At 54.5% G+C, this 17254-nt stretch carries 20 protein-coding genes; 9 read left to right on the top strand and 11 right to left on the bottom strand.

Annotation, left to right across the window (positions count from 1 at the left end; translation table 11 throughout):
- Positions 1-12: 12 nt before the first annotated feature.
- From NP77_RS16490 to artJ (NP77_RS16465), 6 genes are all read left to right on the top strand, one after another.
- Positions 13-552, top strand: coding sequence for a lipoprotein (locus NP77_RS16490; protein WP_003849298.1), 540 nt, complete (start codon positions 13-15; stop codon positions 550-552).
- A 223-nt stretch (positions 553-775) separates the two neighbouring features.
- On the top strand, positions 776-1504 hold the full coding sequence (gene artP / locus NP77_RS16485) for an arginine ABC transporter ATP-binding protein ArtP (RefSeq protein ID WP_008925830.1): 729 nt from the start codon (positions 776-778) through the stop codon (positions 1502-1504).
- Positions 1505-1519: 15 nt separating this feature from the next.
- The gene (gene artJ, locus NP77_RS16480) at positions 1520-2251 is read left to right on the top strand and encodes an arginine ABC transporter substrate-binding protein (RefSeq protein WP_003849295.1); all 732 of its coding nucleotides are present in this window, start codon (positions 1520-1522) and stop codon (positions 2249-2251) included.
- 6 nt (positions 2252-2257) lie between these two features.
- Positions 2258-2974, top strand: coding sequence for an arginine ABC transporter permease ArtQ (gene artQ / locus NP77_RS16475; protein WP_039660877.1), 717 nt, complete (start codon positions 2258-2260; stop codon positions 2972-2974).
- The gene (gene artM / locus NP77_RS16470; protein WP_003849291.1) at positions 2974-3642 is read left to right on the top strand and encodes an arginine ABC transporter permease ArtM; all 669 of its coding nucleotides are present in this window, start codon (positions 2974-2976) and stop codon (positions 3640-3642) included. Before artQ ends, artM begins: the two co-directional genes overlap by 1 nt.
- 115 nt (positions 3643-3757) lie before the next feature.
- Positions 3758-4489, top strand: a complete 732-nt coding sequence (gene artJ / locus NP77_RS16465) for an arginine ABC transporter substrate-binding protein (protein WP_039660873.1) — start codon at positions 3758-3760, stop codon at positions 4487-4489.
- 20 nt (positions 4490-4509) lie between these two features.
- Here artJ (NP77_RS16465) and rlmC read toward each other — a convergent pair whose 3' ends face one another.
- From rlmC to NP77_RS16415, 10 genes are all read right to left on the bottom strand, one after another.
- On the bottom strand, positions 4510-5640 hold the full coding sequence (rlmC, locus tag NP77_RS16460) for a 23S rRNA (uracil(747)-C(5))-methyltransferase RlmC (RefSeq protein ID WP_039660872.1): 1131 nt from the start codon (positions 5638-5640) through the stop codon (positions 4510-4512).
- A 41-nt stretch (positions 5641-5681) separates the two neighbouring features.
- On the bottom strand, positions 5682-6149 hold the full coding sequence (locus tag NP77_RS16455) for a YbjO family protein (RefSeq protein ID WP_039660870.1): 468 nt from the start codon (positions 6147-6149) through the stop codon (positions 5682-5684).
- 75 nt (positions 6150-6224) lie between these two features.
- The gene (gene potI, locus NP77_RS16450; protein ID WP_003849285.1) at positions 6225-7070 is read right to left on the bottom strand and encodes a putrescine ABC transporter permease PotI; all 846 of its coding nucleotides are present in this window, start codon (positions 7068-7070) and stop codon (positions 6225-6227) included.
- The gene (gene potH, locus NP77_RS16445; RefSeq protein WP_003849283.1) at positions 7067-8029 is read right to left on the bottom strand and encodes a putrescine ABC transporter permease PotH; all 963 of its coding nucleotides are present in this window, start codon (positions 8027-8029) and stop codon (positions 7067-7069) included. The genes potI and potH overlap by 4 nt, the downstream gene beginning before the upstream one ends.
- A 9-nt stretch (positions 8030-8038) precedes the next feature.
- The gene (potG, locus tag NP77_RS16440) at positions 8039-9172 is read right to left on the bottom strand and encodes a putrescine ABC transporter ATP-binding subunit PotG (RefSeq protein ID WP_003849280.1); all 1134 of its coding nucleotides are present in this window, start codon (positions 9170-9172) and stop codon (positions 8039-8041) included.
- A gap of 123 nt (positions 9173-9295) precedes the next feature.
- On the bottom strand, positions 9296-10405 hold the full coding sequence (gene potF / locus NP77_RS16435; RefSeq protein ID WP_003849278.1) for a spermidine/putrescine ABC transporter substrate-binding protein PotF: 1110 nt from the start codon (positions 10403-10405) through the stop codon (positions 9296-9298).
- Positions 10406-10789: 384 nt separating this feature from the next.
- Entirely contained in the window at positions 10790-11269 is a 480-nt protein-coding gene (locus NP77_RS16430) for a YbjN domain-containing protein (protein WP_003849273.1), read from the bottom strand.
- Between the two features lie 87 nt (positions 11270-11356).
- Positions 11357-12259 (bottom strand): 30S ribosomal protein S6--L-glutamate ligase, encoded by a 903-nt coding sequence (gene rimK, locus NP77_RS16425; RefSeq protein ID WP_003849271.1) that lies wholly within the window; start codon positions 12257-12259, stop codon positions 11357-11359.
- Positions 12260-12279: 20 nt separating this feature from the next.
- Complete coding sequence (gene nfsA / locus NP77_RS16420) at positions 12280-13002, bottom strand: oxygen-insensitive NADPH nitroreductase (protein WP_003849269.1); 723 nt, start codon at positions 13000-13002, stop codon at positions 12280-12282.
- 16 nt (positions 13003-13018) lie between these two features.
- Positions 13019-13270, bottom strand: coding sequence for a DUF1418 family protein (locus NP77_RS16415; RefSeq protein WP_003849267.1), 252 nt, complete (start codon positions 13268-13270; stop codon positions 13019-13021).
- A gap of 255 nt (positions 13271-13525) precedes the next feature.
- Here NP77_RS16415 and NP77_RS16410 point away from each other — a divergent pair, with 255 nt between their 5' ends.
- Positions 13526-13789 (top strand): GrxA family glutaredoxin, encoded by a 264-nt coding sequence (locus NP77_RS16410; protein ID WP_003849263.1) that lies wholly within the window; start codon positions 13526-13528, stop codon positions 13787-13789.
- 88 nt (positions 13790-13877) lie between these two features.
- Here the strand turns inward: NP77_RS16410 and ybjM are convergent, their stop codons facing one another.
- Positions 13878-14243: an inner membrane protein YbjM gene (gene ybjM, locus NP77_RS16405; protein WP_039660869.1), complete on the bottom strand. Its 366-nt coding sequence runs from the start codon at positions 14241-14243 to the stop codon at positions 13878-13880.
- A gap of 258 nt (positions 14244-14501) precedes the next feature.
- Here ybjM and NP77_RS16400 point away from each other — a divergent pair, with 258 nt between their 5' ends.
- Together NP77_RS16400 and ybjG are read left to right on the top strand one after the other, a co-directional pair.
- Positions 14502-16190: an aspartate:alanine antiporter gene (locus tag NP77_RS16400; protein ID WP_003849258.1), complete on the top strand. Its 1689-nt coding sequence runs from the start codon at positions 14502-14504 to the stop codon at positions 16188-16190.
- Positions 16191-16493: 303 nt separating this feature from the next.
- Positions 16494-17099, top strand: coding sequence for an undecaprenyl-diphosphate phosphatase (ybjG, locus tag NP77_RS16395; RefSeq protein ID WP_039661079.1), 606 nt, complete (start codon positions 16494-16496; stop codon positions 17097-17099).
- Positions 17100-17254: the final 155 nt, after the last annotated feature.

Here is a 17254-nt window from a genome sequence, read left to right as displayed (position 1 = left end):
AAGGAAATCGAGATGAGAAACAACGCGTTTGCGCTAATGATCCCGGCGGCCCTGCTGCTTAGCGCCTGTACCACCGTTGAGCCAGTCATTAAGGATAATGGCCCGCGAACCGCCCCCTGCATTGAAGGCGGTCCTGACCAGGTTGCCCAACAATTTTATGATCTGCGTGTTGAACAGCCCACGCAGGGTCTGCCTGACAGCAACACACTGGCAAAATATCGCCCTTACCTGAGTGATGCGCTTTACCACTCCCTGCAGGCGGCCAGCGGCAGCAATGCCGGCGCACAGTGGCGAAACGGTGATCTCTTCTCCAGCCTGTCACAGGGCCCGACAGCCGCCAGCGTTGCTGATGCATCTACTATTCCAAACCGTGATGCACGCAACATCCCGCTGCGGGTAAAACTGAGCCGCGACGGAAAGGAGTGGCAGGATGAAGTGCTGATGATTCATCAGGGCACTTGCTGGGTCGTTGACGACGTGCGCTACATGGCGAACCCTGTGCATGCCGAGGGTGGAAGCCTGAGCCAGATGCTTGAAAAGTCAAAAAAATAACCTGATATTTTAGCGCTATGAAAAGCGCAGCCACCTCAGGTGACTGCGCTTTTTTATTGCCGCAGCCTGCCCCACGGCATCGGGCTGGCGCCAGACACTGCATGATATTGTGCTAAGCTTTTGCTGTTTACCTGTTGTTTTACAAATTTTAACCCACCTTATTTGCATAACTATTCTGGTGACGTTAAAATCCGCGACACTAATAGCTATTCAAATCTGGCGCATGAGTATTCAACTAAACGCAATAAACTGCTTCTACGGTGCTCATCAGGCGCTGTTCGACATCAACCTTGAGTGTCCGCAAGGCGAAACCCTGGTACTGCTTGGCCCAAGCGGTGCGGGCAAGAGTTCGCTGCTGCGGGTTCTTAACCTGCTGGAGCAGCCTCGTTCAGGTCAGTTGCAGATTGCCGGCAATCAGTTCGACTTCACTCAGAAACCCTCTGACGCCGCGATTCGCGAACTGCGCCAGAACGTCGGTATGGTGTTCCAGCAATATAATCTCTGGCCGCATCTCACCGTGCTGCAGAATCTGATTGAAGCACCCTGCCGGGTGCTGGGCCTCAGCAAAAGTGAAGCGCGTGCCCGCGCCGACAAGCTGCTTGATCGTCTGCGCCTCACGCCTTACAGCGATCGCTTCCCGCTGCACCTCTCTGGTGGTCAGCAGCAGCGTGTGGCGATTGCCCGCGCCCTGATGATGGAACCGCAGGTGCTGCTGTTCGATGAGCCGACGGCCGCGCTGGACCCTGAAATTACCGCACAGATTGTCAGTATCATTCGCGAACTGGCGCAGACCCGCATTACCCAGGTGATTGTGACCCATGAAGTGGAAGTGGCACGTAAAACGGCCAGCCGCGTTGTTTACATGGAGAACGGTCGCATTGTGGAACAGGGCGACGCCAGCCGCTTTACACAGCCGCAAACCGACGCGTTTGCTCACTATCTTTCGCACTAAGTCAGGATGCTAAAAATGAAAAAAATGGTACTTGCTGCACTGCTTGCCGGTTTTAGCCTGAGCGCTACCGCGGCACAGACAATTCGTTTTGCGACCGAAGCCTCTTATCCTCCTTTTGAGTATGTGGATGCAGATAACAAGATTCAGGGCTTTGATGTCGATCTGGCTAACGCACTGTGTAAAGAGATCGACGCGACCTGCACCTTCACTAACCAGGCGTTCGACAGCCTGATCCCAAGCCTGAAATTCCGTCGCTTTGATGCGGTGATGGCGGGCATGGATATCACGCCGGATCGTGAAAAGCAGGTCCTGTTCACCAAGCCTTACTACGACAACTCGGCGCTGTTTGTGGCCCAGAAAGGTAAAGTCGCCAGTGTTGAAGCGCTGAAAGGCAAGCGCGTTGGCGTCCAGAATGGCACCACACATCAGAAATACCTGACGGATAAACACAGCGACATCACCATCGTTCCTTACGACAGCTATCAGAACGCGGTGCTGGATCTGAAAAATGGCCGCATTGATGCCGTATTTGGTGACACCGCCGTGGTTAACGAGTGGCTGAAGCAGAATGCTGCGCTGGCTGCCGTCGGCGATAAAGTTACAGATAAAGCCTACTTTGGTACTGGCCTGGGTATTGCGGTTCGCACCGGTAACACCGAGCTGCAGACCAAATTCAATGGCGCGCTGGATAAAATCAAAGCGGATGGTACCTACAAGACCATCTACAGCAAATGGTTCCAGCAGTAATCTCCGATGAATGAAATGATGACCCTCGCAAGCGCCGCCGGGATGACCGTCGGCCTTGCTGTTTGTGCTCTCATCGCTGGCCTGGTGCTGGCGATGATTTTCGCTGGCTGGGAGTCACTGCGCCTGAGACCACTGGCGTGGATTGGCACCGGCCTGGTGACGCTGATCCGTGGCCTGCCGGAAATTCTGGTGGTACTGTTTATCTATTTTGGCGCATCACAGCTGCTGCTCACTCTCTCTGATGGTTTCACGCTGAACTTCGGACTGTTTACGCTGCCGGTTCAGATGCAGATTGAGAACTTTGATGTCAGTCCTTTCCTGTGTGGTGTGATTTCGCTGGCGATGCTCTATGCCGCCTACGCCTCACAGACGCTGCGCGGCGCACTTAAAGCGGTGCCTGTCGGTCAGTGGGAATCGGGACAGGCGCTGGGCATGAAAAAATCGGCCATATTTTTGCGGCTGATTATGCCCCAGATGTGGCGTCACGCCCTGCCCGGTCTGGGCAATCAGTGGCTGGTGCTGCTAAAAGATACCGCACTGGTCTCGCTGATCAGCGTCAACGATCTGATGCTGCAAACCAAAAGTATTGCCACCCGAACGCAGGAGCCCTTTACCTGGTTCCTGGTGGCGGCCGCGATCTACCTGGTGATTACGCTGTTCAGCCAGGCGGTGTTACGCCGCATTGAACTGCGCACGACCCGCTTTGAACGGGGGAACAGCTGATGCTGGCCTATCTGCCTGAACTTCTGAAAGGGCTGCATACCAGCCTGACGCTGACGGCGGCCTCGCTGGTGGTGGCGCTGCTGCTTGCACTGATCTTCACCGTGGTGCTGTCGCTGAAAACGCCGGTGTTTAATCCGCTGGTGAAGGGCTTTATCACACTGTTTACCGGCACGCCGCTGCTGGTACAGATCTTCCTGATCTACTACGGTCCGGGACAGTTTCCGTCGATCCAGCAGATCCCCTGGCTGTGGCATCTCCTGTCGCAGCCGTGGCTGTGCGCGATGCTGGCGCTGTCGCTGAACAGCGCGGCTTACACCACGCAACTGTTTTACGGTGCGGTCCGGGCGATTCCTTCCGGACAGTGGCAATCGTGCGCGGCACTTGGCATGGGTCGCAAAGACACCCTGCGCATCCTGCTGCCCTATGCATTTAAACGCGCCCTCTCCTCTTACTCCAATGAAGTGGTACTGGTGTTTAAAGGCACCTCGCTGGCCTACACCATCACTCTGATGGAAGTCATGGGCCACGGCCAGTTGCTCTATGGCCGCACCTATGACATCACAGTCTATGCCGCGGCAGGTCTGATTTATCTCTGCGTTAACGGTTTACTGACGCTGATGATGCGACTGATCGAAAGACGCGCGCTGGCATTTGAGCGGCGTAACTGAATTCCGGGCGAGGCCTCTCGCCCTTTCCGCCTGAAAAATCACCCTAATTGCATAAAAATTCATTTTATGGCAGGGTATTGCCCTCTCTGGCTGACCACATCACAGGAATAATAAAATGAAAAAATGGATTATTGCCGCTGCGCTGGCAACGCTTACGATCAACGCGCAGGCCGCGGAAAAGATCCGCTTCGCCGCCTCAGCAACCTATCCACCGTTTGAAACGCTGGATCGGGAAAATAATCTGGTGGGTTTTGATATCGATCTGGCCAAAGCGCTGTGTCAGCAGATGAAAGCAGAGTGCACTTTTACCAACAACGCCTTCGACAGCCTGATTCCGTCACTGAAGTTCCGCCGCTATGACGCGGTCATTTCCGGCATGGATATCACCGCTGAACGTAGCAAGCAGGTCGATTTTACCCAGCCTTATTACGCTAACTCCGCCATTGTGATCGCGCAGAAGGGCAAGTTCAGTAGCTTCAGCGATCTGAAAGACAAACGCATCGGCGTTGAAAACGGCACCACTCACCAGAAGTTCCTGCAGGATAAGCATCCGGAAGTGAAAGTAGTGGCGTATGACAGCTATCAGAATGCGATTCTGGATATGAAGAATGGCCGACTGGATGGCGTGTTTGGCGACAGCGCGGTGGTGAATCAGTGGCTGAAAACCAATCCCGATCTCGCTACGGTCGGTGAACATGTGACGGATGCAGACTACTTTGGCACCGGCCTCGGCATTGCGGTGCGGAAAGGCAATACCGCGCTGCGCGATCAGTTCAATCAGGCGCTGACCGAACTGAAAGCCAACGGCAGCTGGCAGCTGCTTAATCAGAAGTGGTTCCCGGAGTAACTCCGGGAATTTCACCGGACTCAGTGGTGACGGCGGGTTAACAGCGTCAGCACTTCAAAATGGGCGGTGTGAGGGAACATATCGAACAGCTGAACCTTCGTGACCTCATACGCGCTCAGCCGGGCAATGTCCTGCGCCATGGTCTGCGGATTACAGCTTGAATAGAGCAGATAATCCGGGGCCATCTGGCTGAGATAATCACACAACGCCTCTCCAATCCCACGACGCGGCGGATTCACCAGCACCAGCTGCGGTACGGCATCGCGTCCGGTCGCAAACGACGTAGAGTCCAGCGCCGCAAACTGCACTTTCTCCAGCCCCAGCATCTCAGCGGAACGTTGGGCGCATTTAATCGCCTCAGCGCTAATCTCAATGCCGGTCAGTTCCATCTCTGGTGTCGCGCAATGCAGGCCAAAACCGCCTACGCCACAGAAGAGATCCCACATACTGTTAACCGGCAGCGCACGCACCCAGTCGCGTGCGGTGGCATAGAGTGCACTGGCAACCTGCGGATTGGTCTGGAAGAAGCTCTGCGGGCGGATCCACAGCGGCACGCCGTTGAAGTTCTCTGCCAGCGACTGCGCGGGCGTCAGCGCAATCTCCTCTTCTCCCTCCAGAATCGCCATATGCACCGGCTGAATATTGGCAGAGATCACCGCCAGCTGCGGCAACTGCTGTTGCAGCCAGGGCAATGCCGCACGCAGCTGTTCCAGTTTAGCGGTTGAGCGCAGGACAAAACGGAGCATGATGCCGCCCTGCTGGCTCTCAGTGATCAGCAGGAATTTAAGCTCGCCGCGTTTACGTGCCACGTTATAGGGCGTCAGGCCGGCACGGGCAATAAAGGGTTTTAGCGCCGTAAACACCGGCTGGAAGCTGGCGGGATAGAGCGGACAGTCGCACAGATCGACAGCCTCGCCATCACGATGGATAAGACCCAGCACCGGACGCTCAACACTGCCGCTGACCACCATTTTGGCTTTGTTACGGAATGCCTGTTGTGGTGAGGTTACCGGCGGCAGCCAGGCTGTAACCGGCTGCTCAGCCAGTAACTGCTCAAGCATCGACTGCTTGTCGCTCAGCTGAATGGGATAGGGTTTTTCCAGCCACTGACAGGAGCGGCAACGATTAGCGTCATAAAGCGCGCAGTGCATGGTAAAGCCTTAACGATGGGGTCGGGCGGAGCGCGATTGTATCATCGCTTCCTGAAAAAAGCGCGGCTGCTGGCAGGCAGAAACAACAGCATCAACACCAGCAGGTCGGGAATTTTCTGCGACAGCGTATGGTGGATTATCTGGACATTATTGTCGCCATCAATGCTGAAAATTTCCGGGTAGATTCCCCCCAGCGAAGCGAACAGCATATAGATCAGCACAACCCCCTGTGTCGCCACATAGCCCCAGCGTCCACGGTTACTGCCGCGCATCAGAATAAAGGCGCAGCGCAGTTCGAACAGGAAGATCAGCTGGCTGGCGATAAAGATGAGTGTCGAGTCCCAGGACTGGGCGCTGCGGTGCACAAAGTTGGCGAGTTCGCTGTAACCCAGCTCGTTTGCCAGCATCAGAACGCTCAGGCAGCGGGTCGCGATAATAGCAATGCCCGCAACCGTCACCGGAACCGGTGCGCCTGAGAGCGTAGCGCTGCTTTTGAAGATGTCTGACATAGTCCGTGACTCCACCTGATCGAAAAACGGGCCGGTTAAACCGGCCCGTTTATATAGTGGCAAAACTCAGGGATTTCAGCCACGTTTAGCTTTCTGAATATCGCTTAAACGCTGTTTTTCTTCGTGCGCCATAAATCGCCAGGCGATAAAACCGACTAAACCGACCACAAACAGGATCAATGAAGCCAGCGCATTGATTTCCGGGTTAACGCCGCGTCGTACGGTGGCGAAAATCGCCATCGGCAATGTCGTCGCGCCCGGTCCGGTCACGAAGCTGGCAATCACCAGATCGTCGAGCGACAGGGTAAACGCCAGCAGCCAGCCGGTGACAATCGCCGGCGCAATCATTGGCACGGTAATCACGAAAAAGACCTTCAGTGGCGTGGCACCTAAATCCATCGCAGCCTCTTCAATTGAGCGGTCCAGCTCACGCAGACGCGAGTTAATCACCACCGCCACATAGGCGGTACAGAAGGTGACGTGTGCCAGCCAGATGGTCAGCATGCCGCGTTCGCTCGGCCAGCCAAACGCGTTACCCATTGCGACGAACAGCAGCAGCAGTGACAGCCCGGTGATCACATCGGGCATCACCAGCGGCGCGGTCAGCATAAACGCAAAACCGTTGTGTCCCCGGAAGCGACCAAAGCGAACGATAATCACTGCTGCCAGCGTGCCCAACACCACCGCCATCGTGGCAGAAAGTCCGGCGATGCTCAGACTCAGCACCACCGCGTCGATCATCGCGCTGTCCTGGAACAACACCCTGTACCAGTGGAACGAGAAGCTGTCCCACACCGTCACCAGCGGTGAGCTGTTGAAGGAGTAAACCACCAGCAGCAGCATCGGCGCATAAAGGAACAGGAAGCAGCAGGCCAGAATAGCGGTACGCCATGGCGAGCGAATAGTTGGCAAATTATTCATGCCTTCTCTCCCATTTCACGGTTTTGATGCTTATGGAACCAGATGATCGGCAGAATCAGGATCAGCAGAATGATCACCGCCAGCGCGGAAGCCACCGGCCAGTCACGGTTGTTAAAGAACTCCTGCCACAGGATACGGCCAATCATGATGCTGTCCGGGCCACCCAGCAGTTCAGGAATCACGTACTCCCCTACCGCCGGGATAAAGACCAGCATCGATCCGGCGATGATGCCGCCTTTAGTCAGCGGCACAATCACGCTGAAAAAGGTCTTCAGCGGACGCGCGCCCAGGTCCAGTGAGGCTTCCACCAGCGAGTAGTCGATACGGGTCAGCGCGGTGTAGATTGGCAGCACCATAAACGGCAGATAGCAGTAGACGATACCGATATAGACCGCGGTATTGGTGTAGAGGATCACCAGCGGATGATCGATTACGCCCAGCCACAGCAGGAAGCGGTTCAGAATGCCGTTGTTGTTCAGCAAGCCCATCCAGGCGTAGACGCGAACCAGAAACGAAGTCCACGACGGCAGAATGACCAGCAGCAACAGAATGGTGCGCATCGACGGCTTACTGTGCGCCACGGCCCAGGCGAGTGGATAGCCAATCAGCAGACAGATGACCGTGGAGATCGCCGCTACTTTCAATGACTGCAGATAGGCGTCGATGTAGAGCGGATCGTCAGTCAGCGTCAGATAGTTGCCGAAATTGAGCACAATGCTGAACTGGTCATCTGCCCAGCTCACCAGCTCAGTGTAAGGGGGAATCGCTCGCGCTATGTCTGCGAAGCTGATCTTCAGCACCGTCAGAAACGGCAGCAGGAATAACAGCACCAGCCAGACATAAGGCAGTGCGATCACCAGCTTGCGGCCATGCTGCATTTTTACCCGCGTGGCCCAGCGTTGCAGCGGCGTGCCGACCAGTCGGGCAGGCGCTTTGGCGCGTTGGAAAATCTGGCTCATAGCCGCTCCTTAAACCGTCAACACCACGCAGCTGTCGCTTTCCCAGCAGAGGCGGACTTCATCGCCCCAGGTTGGCAACCCTTTGCGGTAGCGATGCGCGTTTTGCAACTGTGCGCTAATCATCTGTCCACTGTGCAGACGGACATGGAAAATAGAGAGGTCGCCGAGATAAGCGATGTGAACCACTTCTCCCACCGCAAAGTTATAGCCATCGGCGGGTACTTCATCGCACAGCATGACTTTTTCAGGACGCAGCGCAACATGCACCGGCACGTTATCGACCACCGAGACATCGGAATCGACTTTCAGCGGATGCATCAGGCCGGGACTGTCGATCACCAGGCCATCCGCCTGACGTTCACGCAGTAACCCTTCGAAGACGTTAACCGAACCGATAAACTCCGCGCTGTAACGGCTGGTCGGATGCTCATAGATCTCTTCCGGCTCGCCAATCTGCACGAATTTACCGCGATTCATAATCGCAATGCGCCCCGCCATGGTCATCGCCTCTTCCTGGTCGTGCGTCACCATCACGCAGGTCGCGCCAACGCGCTCCAGAATATCAACCACTTCCAGCTGCATTCTGTCGCGCAGTTTCTTGTCCAGAGCGCCCATTGGCTCATCCAGCAGCAGCAGTTTTGGGCGTTTCGCCAGGCTGCGGGCCAGTGCCACGCGCTGACGCTGACCACCGGAGAGCTGATGCGGTTTGCGTTTCGCAAACTCCTGCATGTGCACCAGCGCCAGCATTTCGGCGACCCGACTGTTTATCTCCCCTTTCGGCAGCCGGTCCTGCTTCAGACCAAAGGCGATATTCTGCTCCACCGTCATGTGCGGAAATAGCGCGTAGGACTGGAACATCATGTTAATCGGGCGCTGATAGGGAGCAACGTGCGACAGATCCTGTCCATCCAGCACAATCTGGCCGCTGGTGGGCGGCTCGAAACCGGCCAGCATGCGCAGCAGCGTGGATTTGCCACAGCCCGATGCACCCAGCAGGGCAAAGATCTCACCTTTATAGATAGTCAGGCTGACATCATCCACGGCGTGCTGGCCGTCAAAGGATTTGGTCAGATTGCGAATTTCCAGCAGCGGCGTTAACGCTTTTGCGGTTTTATTTTGAGGACGGGGAATGGCATCGTTCACAAAGGGTTCTCTCCGGAGCCAGGCGGAACATTGCGGCAAAATTTGCCGCTAAAAATGGCACAACAGAGGCCGGTATTGCGCCTCTGTTGCTGATGCGTGACAGGTCAATCCGTTAAGGACGAACTACTTACCACTTTTTACTTTAGTCCATGCACGCGTACGCACACGATCCAGTTTCGGATCCTGGACTTTCAGCACGAACAATTTCGACATCGCTTCAGGTGTCGGGAAGATACCTGGATTGTTACGGACATCAGCATTGATCAGCGGCAGCGACGCTTTGTTGCCGTTGGCGTAGTTCATTTTGTTAGAGACATCGGCGATCACTTTCGGATCCATGATGTAGTTCAGCCAGGCGTAAGCACCGTCGAGGTTTTTCGCATCTTTCGGGATCGCCATCATATCGAAGAAGGCCAGTGCGCCCTCTTTCGGTACGCTGTAGCCCAGGTGCACCCCGTTTTTCGCGGCATCAGCACGGTTTTTCGCCTGCAGAATATCGCCCGACCAGCCGATGGCGACACAGATGTTACCGTTAGCCAGATCGTTGATGTACTGCGACGAGTGGAAGTAGCGGATATTCGGACGCAGTTTCAGCAGCAGGTCAGTGGCCGCGCCGGAATACTCTTTAGCATCAGAGGAGTTCGGATCTTTGCCCAGATAGTTCAGTACCGTGGCGAAAATCTCTTCCGGTGCATCCAGGAAGGAAACGCCACAGCTTTTCAGTTTCTCCAGGTTTTCTGGCTTCAGCACCAGATCCCAGCTGTTGACTGGCGCATCGGCGCCCAGTGCGGCTTTAACTTTATCGATGTTATAGCCAATACCCGTGGTGCCCCACAGATATGGAATGGCATATTTGTTACCGGGATCGTGTTGCGCCACTTTTTCCATCAGTGCCGGATCGAGGTTTTTATAGTTAGGCAGTTTGCTCTTATCCAGCGGCTGGAATACCCCGGACTGCAGCTGACGCGCCAGGAAACTGGAAGATGGCACCACAACATCGTAGCCGGTACTGCCCGCCATCAGTTTGCCTTCCAGCACTTCGTTGGAGTCAAACACATCGTAGACCACTTTGATGCCGGACTGCTTTTCAAAGTTCGGCACGGTATCTGGCGAAATATAATCGGACCAGTTGTAGACGTGCAGCGTTTTATCTTCCGCCATGCTGCTGGCCGACGCGGCCATCAGCGCAGCAGCTACTACAGCTGACAGCCATTTCTGACGTGAGTTGAACATATTTTTCCATCCTCCTGAGCGGGTCATTACAACGCTGCAAATCAGAGATCCCTGCATTGCGTTCCGGACAAAACGTCAGTGACACAATGAATCATTATTCAGCGGGAGTTTAATAGCAAAAACCTATAGCTGAGACGCAGTTACGCGCCTGTTACAGCCCCGCAAGCATAGCCCCACCCGTCATGCTGTACCAGACCTCAGCGTAAAAAACGCCTGAAACCGATATTTTATGCATGTTTAAGCTATGAGGTTCGGCTTTGATGGCATAAACCACGACAAATATCTGGCGTTAAAGGGCAAAGTGCAGAATAAAAAAAGGCGGTGGTGGATAGCGGGCATAAAAAAGCCGTCTCAGGGACGGCTTAGTGGGCGACCCTGTCGGGCTTAGTGCAGCACAGAATGGACGCTGGTCACCGGAACGTGCTCTTCTTCTTCGCCCACAATCAGCAAATTGTTGGCAAAGGCTTCCAGAATGACCATGGAGATCTGCTCTTCACTCTGCTTCATAAAGTGTGAGAACTGACCAAACGTTAATCCTGCCGTGGTGGTCATTGACTGACAGACAATGAGCTTCGGCAGATTATCATCCTGAATGTCGATAAATGCTTTCACCGTCAGTGAACTGGCATTGATTTGCGACAAATCGCCGACCAGCGGAATCAGCGCCGTTGGCTTCACTTCAGCCAGCGCCGAAAACAGAATGACGTTGTCGACCAGATCGATTTTGGCGTCAAACACCCCATCAAAGTTTTGCATGTGAGGCAGATGAAGTGCCTGACAGGCATCGCATTCGAACCAGGTGATATTTTGCTGATCCAGCCAGCGACGCAGCAGGTCGATATCCGGAACGACAAGAGAATCCATCGTAAAATCCCAGTGGGGTGATAAACAGGCGACTTAGCTTACGGAAAAATGCGCGGCGATGCCACGAAAACTGCTGAAAAGCGCGCGTCAGCCAGCGGTTTTAGGACGGAGCCCGGGGATAGCCTGCTGCTCGATCCGCTGGATCATTAACGCGGCGATGTTAAGGTCGCTGCTGGTTTCGATGCCCTCCAGACCTGGCGAGGCGTTAACTTCCATCACCAGTGGGCCACGATGAGCGCGCAGAATATCGACGCCCGCCACTTCCAGTCCCAGTGTGGCTGCCGCTTTCACGGCCATCTGCCGCTCCTGTGACGTGATCTCGACGGGATACGCTTTGCCACCACGATGCAGGTTGGAACGGAAATCGCCCTCTTTCGCGACACGCTCAATCGCGGCCACGACCTGATTGCCGATCACCAGACAGCGAATGTCACGTCCCTGCGCTTCTTTAATAAACTCCTGCACCAGAATATGGGCATTCAGGCCGCGAAAGGCATCAATAACACTCTCTGCCGCCTGACGTGTTTCGGCCAGTACGACACCAATGCCCTGGGTTCCTTCTACCAGCTTGACCACCAGCGGTGCGCCACCCACCATGGCAATCAAATCATCGGTATCATCGGGCGAAGAGGCAAAGCCCGTCACCGGCATATCGATGCCTTCTCGTGCCAGCAGCTGCAGCGAGCGCAATTTGTCACGGGTGCGGGTAATGGCGGCGGACTCATTTAGCGGATAGCTGCCACACATTTCAAACTGCCGCAGTACCGCCGCGCCATAAAAAGTGATGGCGTTACCAATGCGCGGGATAACGGCATCGAAATGACCCAGCGGTTCACCACAATAGTGAACCGCTGGCGAGGCAGGATTGATATTCATATAGCAGGAGAGCGGATCGATGACCTGTACTTCGTGGTCGCGCGCAGCGGCCTCATCACGCAATCGTCGGCTGGAATAGAGCGTTTCGTCACGTGACAGGATGGCTATCTTCATCGCTGCTCTCCCTTTCTGAATTAACGCGTGGCCCAGCCCTGTTGATGCAGATAATCGAGCATAAACGGACGCGTCTCTTTAATGATCAGCCGCTGGATTAGCTCGCTCCAGGTTTCACTACGCTGGTTACTGTCGCGCTGCTGATAATAGAGTTCTGTGCGGCTATCGTATTCTGCCAGCACCGCCGGATCCAGTGGCTGATAGCGATTCTCATGTACCAGCATCGCATGTGGCATACGCGGTTTGACGTCCGGCTTCGATTCCGGATGACCCAGGCAGAAACCAAACAGCGGCAGCACAAACTTCGGCAGGCCCAGCAGTTCTGTCACTTCCGCAATGCTGTTACGAATCCCGCCGATAAAGACGCCGCCCAGATCCAGTGATTCCGCTGCGACCATGGCATTCTGCCCCATCAGCGCGGTGTCGACACAGCCCAGCAGCAATTGCTCGGCACGGCCCAGTTGTGCATCCGGGCAAATCTGCAGGTGGCGATTAAAGTCCGCGCAGAAAATCCAGAACTCAGGCGCATCTGCGACCCACGTCTGCCCGCCGGTCAGCGTTACCAGCTTGTCACGCAGCGCTTTGTCGGTGATACGGATAATAGAAGAGCACTGTAAAAAGCTGGATGTGGACGCCGATTGCGCCGAATTAATAATCGCTTCACGCTGCTCTTCGCTGACCGGCTGGTCAGTAAAGGCGCGGATCGAACGGTGGCTGCACAGTAAATCAATGGTCGGTGTCATAAAGTCTCCAGCAAAATTATCTTTTTTTATCAATCTGATTGAACAGCTGTGGTGCTATCGCTTTCGCGGTGCGCCACATTAACAGCCAGGCAGCAGGCAGCATCAGAACCACGCCGGCGATGAACAGCACAGTGGCCAGCGTTTTCACGTCAGCCATGTCTGGCAGCGGAAGCCAGTGGTTGATCAGCAGCAGCGCGCCTAAAATCAACAGGCCACCTGCCGCCTCCATCACCACCACAAACCGGGGCAATCTGGCTACACTCTGCATCACATCCTCCTGCCTTAGCGGCTTACTGAGCGTCAATTATGGTCAACAACCCAAAAATTGCGCGGGATATAGAGGCCGCTGCTGCGAAAAAGCCCCTGTTTCAGATGCTTCCTGAACGCGCGGCAATAGCGTGCGGGCATCAGACTAACAGGCAAATCCTGCTTTCCTTAAGCGATACGAGCGGGCATGATGGTGCCCATTCTCTGTTTCGTTGTGTGACATACATCACATAATAGTCGCTGCAAGGAGTTCTTTATGATTGCTGTTATTTTTGGTCGTCCGGGCTGTCCTTACTGTGTGCGTGCCCACGAACTGGCCGATAAACTGACCGCTGAGCGCGATGATTTTAGCTACCAGTACGTTGATATTAACGCAGAAGGCATTACAAAAGCCGATCTGGAAGCCAGCGCCGGTAAACCGGTCAGCACCGTCCCACAGATTTTCGTGGACGAAAAACATATCGGTGGCTACACCGAGTTCGCTGCATGGACTAAAGAGAATCTGGGATTTGTCGCGTAAGCGCAAAGGGCCGGAATGAAAAAGGCGAGGCAGAAAATTCTGTCTCGCCTTTTTTGCTCTCTGGCTGTGGGAAATCAAACGGCACCCTTCAGTTGAGTGACGCCATGACAATCTGCATCAATCGCACCAGCAATGCCCCGCAACCTGCCCAGAACAGGGCGCTCAGGCTCCAGGCCACTAAAAAGAATCCGCTACTGTGAATAAACAGGCTGTTGTTTAACAGCAGTGCTGCCAGTAACGTTCCCCAGAGTCCCATCAGCAGCGTGCTTTTTAGCGGGCTTTCCACCTGCATCAACGCCATCACAATACCGGGCAACATAAAGAGCATTAATTCGGGCTGACCACGAAGCGGGCCGGGACCGACTTGCCAGAAACGACAGGTAAAAACAAACACCAGACTATACAACACCACGCCGCACAGGCGGGTTGTCCAGAGATAAGAGCGCTGCGGCATACTACCCCACTGATTAAAAATAACCCCGACAATAACCTGCTGATATCCCTGATGCGTTCAGATGGAAATAAAAAGAAACAGTTCGTTGTGGCAACGAATGAAAACAGCCAATGGCTGAGAAAGATAATTGTGATTAGAATAGCGCCGCGGTAAAGGTTCCATTTACAGCATTGATACAACAGAACCTCAACGGCCTGCTCACGATAACGAAAAACAGGCTACTCTTCAATAGCTTACATGTAAACAAGAAGTTAAACAGTGAATATTAACGTCGCAGGATTGTTAAGCGGAAATGACATTTTGTTATTATTTGTCGTTTTAGCGCTTGGCCTTTGTCTGGGTAAGTTGCGTCTTGGCTCCGTTCAGCTGGGAAATTCGATTGGCGTATTAGTCGTTTCGCTCTTATTAGGCCAGCAACACTTCACGATCAATACCGATGCATTGAGCCTGGGCTTTATGCTGTTTATTTTTTGTGTCGGCGTTGAAGCCGGTCCCAACTTTTTTTCCATTTTCTTCCGCGACGGCAAAAATTATTTCATGCTCGCCATCGTCATGGTGGTCAGCGCACTGCTGCTGGCGCTGGGGCTGGGCAAACTCTTTGGCTGGGATATTGGCCTCACCGCTGGCATGCTGGCCGGTTCGATGACCTCAACGCCGGTACTGGTCGGCGCGGGTGATACCCTGCGGCAAAGCATCACCGATCCAAAGCAGCTCGCACTCATGCAGGATCAGCTGAGCCTCGGCTATGCCGTAACCTATCTGATTGGCCTGGTGAGTCTGATTTTTGGCGCACGCTACCTGCCCCGTCTGCAACATCAGGATCTGCCCACCTGCGCCCAGCAAATTGCCCGTGAACGCGGTCTGGATGCGGACAGCCAGCGCAAAGTCTTTCTTCCCGTCATTCGCGCCTATCGCGTGGGTGCGGAACTGGTGGCGTGGAGCGGGGGCAAAAACCTGCGTGAACTGGGCATCTATCGTCAGACCGGTTGCTACATTGAGCGCATTCGCCGCAACGGTATTCTCGCCAGTCCCGATGGTGATGCGGTGCTGCAGCTGGGTGATGATATCTCGCTGGTCGGCTATCCCGATGCCCATGCCCGGCTCGACCCCAGCTTTCGTAATGGTAAAGAGGTGTTTGACCGTGATCTGCTGGATATGCGCATCGTTACCGAAGAGATCGTGGTGAAGAACCATAATGCGGTAAACAAGCGCCTCAGTAAGTTAAACCTCACCGACCACGGCTGTTTCCTGAACCGGGTGATACGCAGTCAGATTGAGATGCCGATTGATGACAGCATTATACTGAACAAAGGTGATGTGCTGCAGGTCAGCGGTGAGGCACGACGGGTCAAAAGTGTGGCCGATCGCATTGGTTTCATCGCGATTCACAGTCAGATGACCGATCTTTTAGCTTTCTGCGCCTTCTTTATCGTGGGTCTGATGATTGGCCTGATTACTTTCCAGTTCAGCAATTTCAGTTTTGGTATTGGTAACGCAGCGGGTCTGCTGTTCGCCGGTATCATGCTCGGCTTCCTCCGTGCCAACCATCCGACCTTTGGTTATATTCCGCAGGGCGCGCTGACGATGGTGAAAGAGTTCGGGCTGATGGTGTTTATGGCGGGAGTAGGATTAAGCGCTGGCAGCGGCATTAATCACGGCCTGAGCAGTGACGGTGCCCTGATGCTACTTTGCGGCCTGCTGGTGAGCCTGATTCCGGTGATCATCTGCTATCTGTTTGGTGCCTATGTGTTGCGGATGAACCGCGCCCTGCTGTTTGGTGCCATCATGGGTGCGCGAACCTGTGCACCGGCCATGGAGATTATCAGTGATACCGCACGCAGCAATATTCCGGCGCTGGGGTATGCCGGAACCTATGCCATTGCCAACGTATTGCTCACGCTGGCGGGGACACTGATTGTGATCATCTGGCCAATTTTGCCTTTATAAAATTTTTTTGCCTGCGTCCAGAACTTTATAGTTAAGCGATAGTCATAATAAGTGCCACTGCTTTTCTTTGAAATCCCCAAATTGTGGAGCCCGCTGGTCTTTTTCCTGGCGGGTTTTTTTATGCCCTTTTTTCCTCCCTGCGCCACTCACCAGCACCACAAACTGACCCGAAACGGTCATAAAACTTAAACAGTTGTGCAACTCATTATCAGATTCGGAGCCTTTCCGTAGACGAATTGCGTCTTAAAAAGCAGGATGGTGCGCTGTTAAGTTAGCTATTTGTGCTGAGGAATGTATCCCGAAATGGAAGAGCTGAACCACTCACTGTTTACTGCCATCAATGCCACGCCGGCGTCACCCGCTTGGTTAATACACCTCGCGACCTTTATTGCCAAAGACCTGATTGCCATTGTGCCGCTGTTAATTGTGGCGATGTGGCTCTGGGGACCGCGCGATCAGGTTTCTTCACAACGGGCGCTGGTTCTGAAAACCGGTATGGCGCTGATTTATGCGCTGGCAATCTCCTGGTGTGTCGGCCATCTGCTGCCGCATCCCCGCCCTTTTGCCATTGGTTACGGCTATCAGTTCCTGCACCACGCCGCCGATGACTCCTATCCCAGCGATCACGGCACCACGATTTTCACCTTTGCGCTGGCCTTTATCTTCTGGCATCGCCTCTGGTCGGGCGTAGTGCTGATGATAGCGGGTTGCGCTATCGCCTGGTCGCGGGTCTACCTGGGCGTTCACTGGCCAATGGATATGCTGGGTGGGTTCCTGGTGGGTCTGCTGAGTTGTCTGGCGTCTCATCTGGCGTGGCAGTTCTATGGCGAGCGGATGCTGGCAGTGATCAACCCGCTCTATCGGGCGCTGTTTGCCGTACCGATTCGTAAAGGCTGGACGCAGGATTAAAAAGGGACATGTTAGCGTTACTGAGATTGCTGACAAAGTCTGGACTGGTTGCTGTAAGACTGAGCCTGCACAGGAAACACGGTCAGATCGGAAAGACGCAAAACTGCCATCCATGGCTCGCTCGGCCCGCGCGATTACGCCCCTCATCCCTGAGG

It is taken from the genome of Pantoea sp. MBLJ3, from assembly GCF_000816655.1.
Taxonomy (GTDB): domain Bacteria; phylum Pseudomonadota; class Gammaproteobacteria; order Enterobacterales; family Enterobacteriaceae; genus Pantoea; species Pantoea eucalypti.
This window is presented reverse-complemented; position numbering and strand designations above follow the sequence as displayed.

Bases quoted from the DNA above. Each gene is read 5' to 3' on its own strand.
- NP77_RS16490 (WP_003849298.1), top strand. From the start codon at position 13: ATGAGAAACAACGCGTTTGCGCTAATGATCCCGGCGGCCCTGCTGCTT.
- artP (WP_008925830.1), top strand. From the start codon at position 776: ATGAGTATTCAACTAAACGCAATAAACTGCTTCTACGGTGCTCATCAG.
- artJ (WP_003849295.1), top strand. From the start codon at position 1,520: ATGAAAAAAATGGTACTTGCTGCACTGCTTGCCGGTTTTAGCCTGAGC.
- artQ (WP_039660877.1), top strand. From the start codon at position 2,258: ATGAATGAAATGATGACCCTCGCAAGCGCCGCCGGGATGACCGTCGGC.
- artM (WP_003849291.1), top strand. From the start codon at position 2,974: ATGCTGGCCTATCTGCCTGAACTTCTGAAAGGGCTGCATACCAGCCTG.
- artJ (WP_039660873.1), top strand. From the start codon at position 3,758: ATGAAAAAATGGATTATTGCCGCTGCGCTGGCAACGCTTACGATCAAC.
- rlmC (WP_039660872.1), bottom strand. From the start codon at position 5,640: ATGCACTGCGCGCTTTATGACGCTAATCGTTGCCGCTCCTGTCAGTGG.
- NP77_RS16455 (WP_039660870.1), bottom strand. From the start codon at position 6,149: ATGTCAGACATCTTCAAAAGCAGCGCTACGCTCTCAGGCGCACCGGTT.
- potI (WP_003849285.1), bottom strand. From the start codon at position 7,070: ATGAATAATTTGCCAACTATTCGCTCGCCATGGCGTACCGCTATTCTG.
- potH (WP_003849283.1), bottom strand. From the start codon at position 8,029: ATGAGCCAGATTTTCCAACGCGCCAAAGCGCCTGCCCGACTGGTCGGC.
- potF (WP_003849278.1), bottom strand. From the start codon at position 10,405: ATGTTCAACTCACGTCAGAAATGGCTGTCAGCTGTAGTAGCTGCTGCG.
- NP77_RS16430 (WP_003849273.1), bottom strand. From the start codon at position 11,269: ATGGATTCTCTTGTCGTTCCGGATATCGACCTGCTGCGTCGCTGGCTG.
- rimK (WP_003849271.1), bottom strand. From the start codon at position 12,259: ATGAAGATAGCCATCCTGTCACGTGACGAAACGCTCTATTCCAGCCGA.
- nfsA (WP_003849269.1), bottom strand. From the start codon at position 13,002: ATGACACCGACCATTGATTTACTGTGCAGCCACCGTTCGATCCGCGCC.
- NP77_RS16415 (WP_003849267.1), bottom strand. From the start codon at position 13,270: ATGCAGAGTGTAGCCAGATTGCCCCGGTTTGTGGTGGTGATGGAGGCG.
- NP77_RS16410 (WP_003849263.1), top strand. From the start codon at position 13,526: ATGATTGCTGTTATTTTTGGTCGTCCGGGCTGTCCTTACTGTGTGCGT.
- ybjM (WP_039660869.1), bottom strand. From the start codon at position 14,243: ATGCCGCAGCGCTCTTATCTCTGGACAACCCGCCTGTGCGGCGTGGTG.
- ybjG (WP_039661079.1), top strand. From the start codon at position 16,494: ATGGAAGAGCTGAACCACTCACTGTTTACTGCCATCAATGCCACGCCG.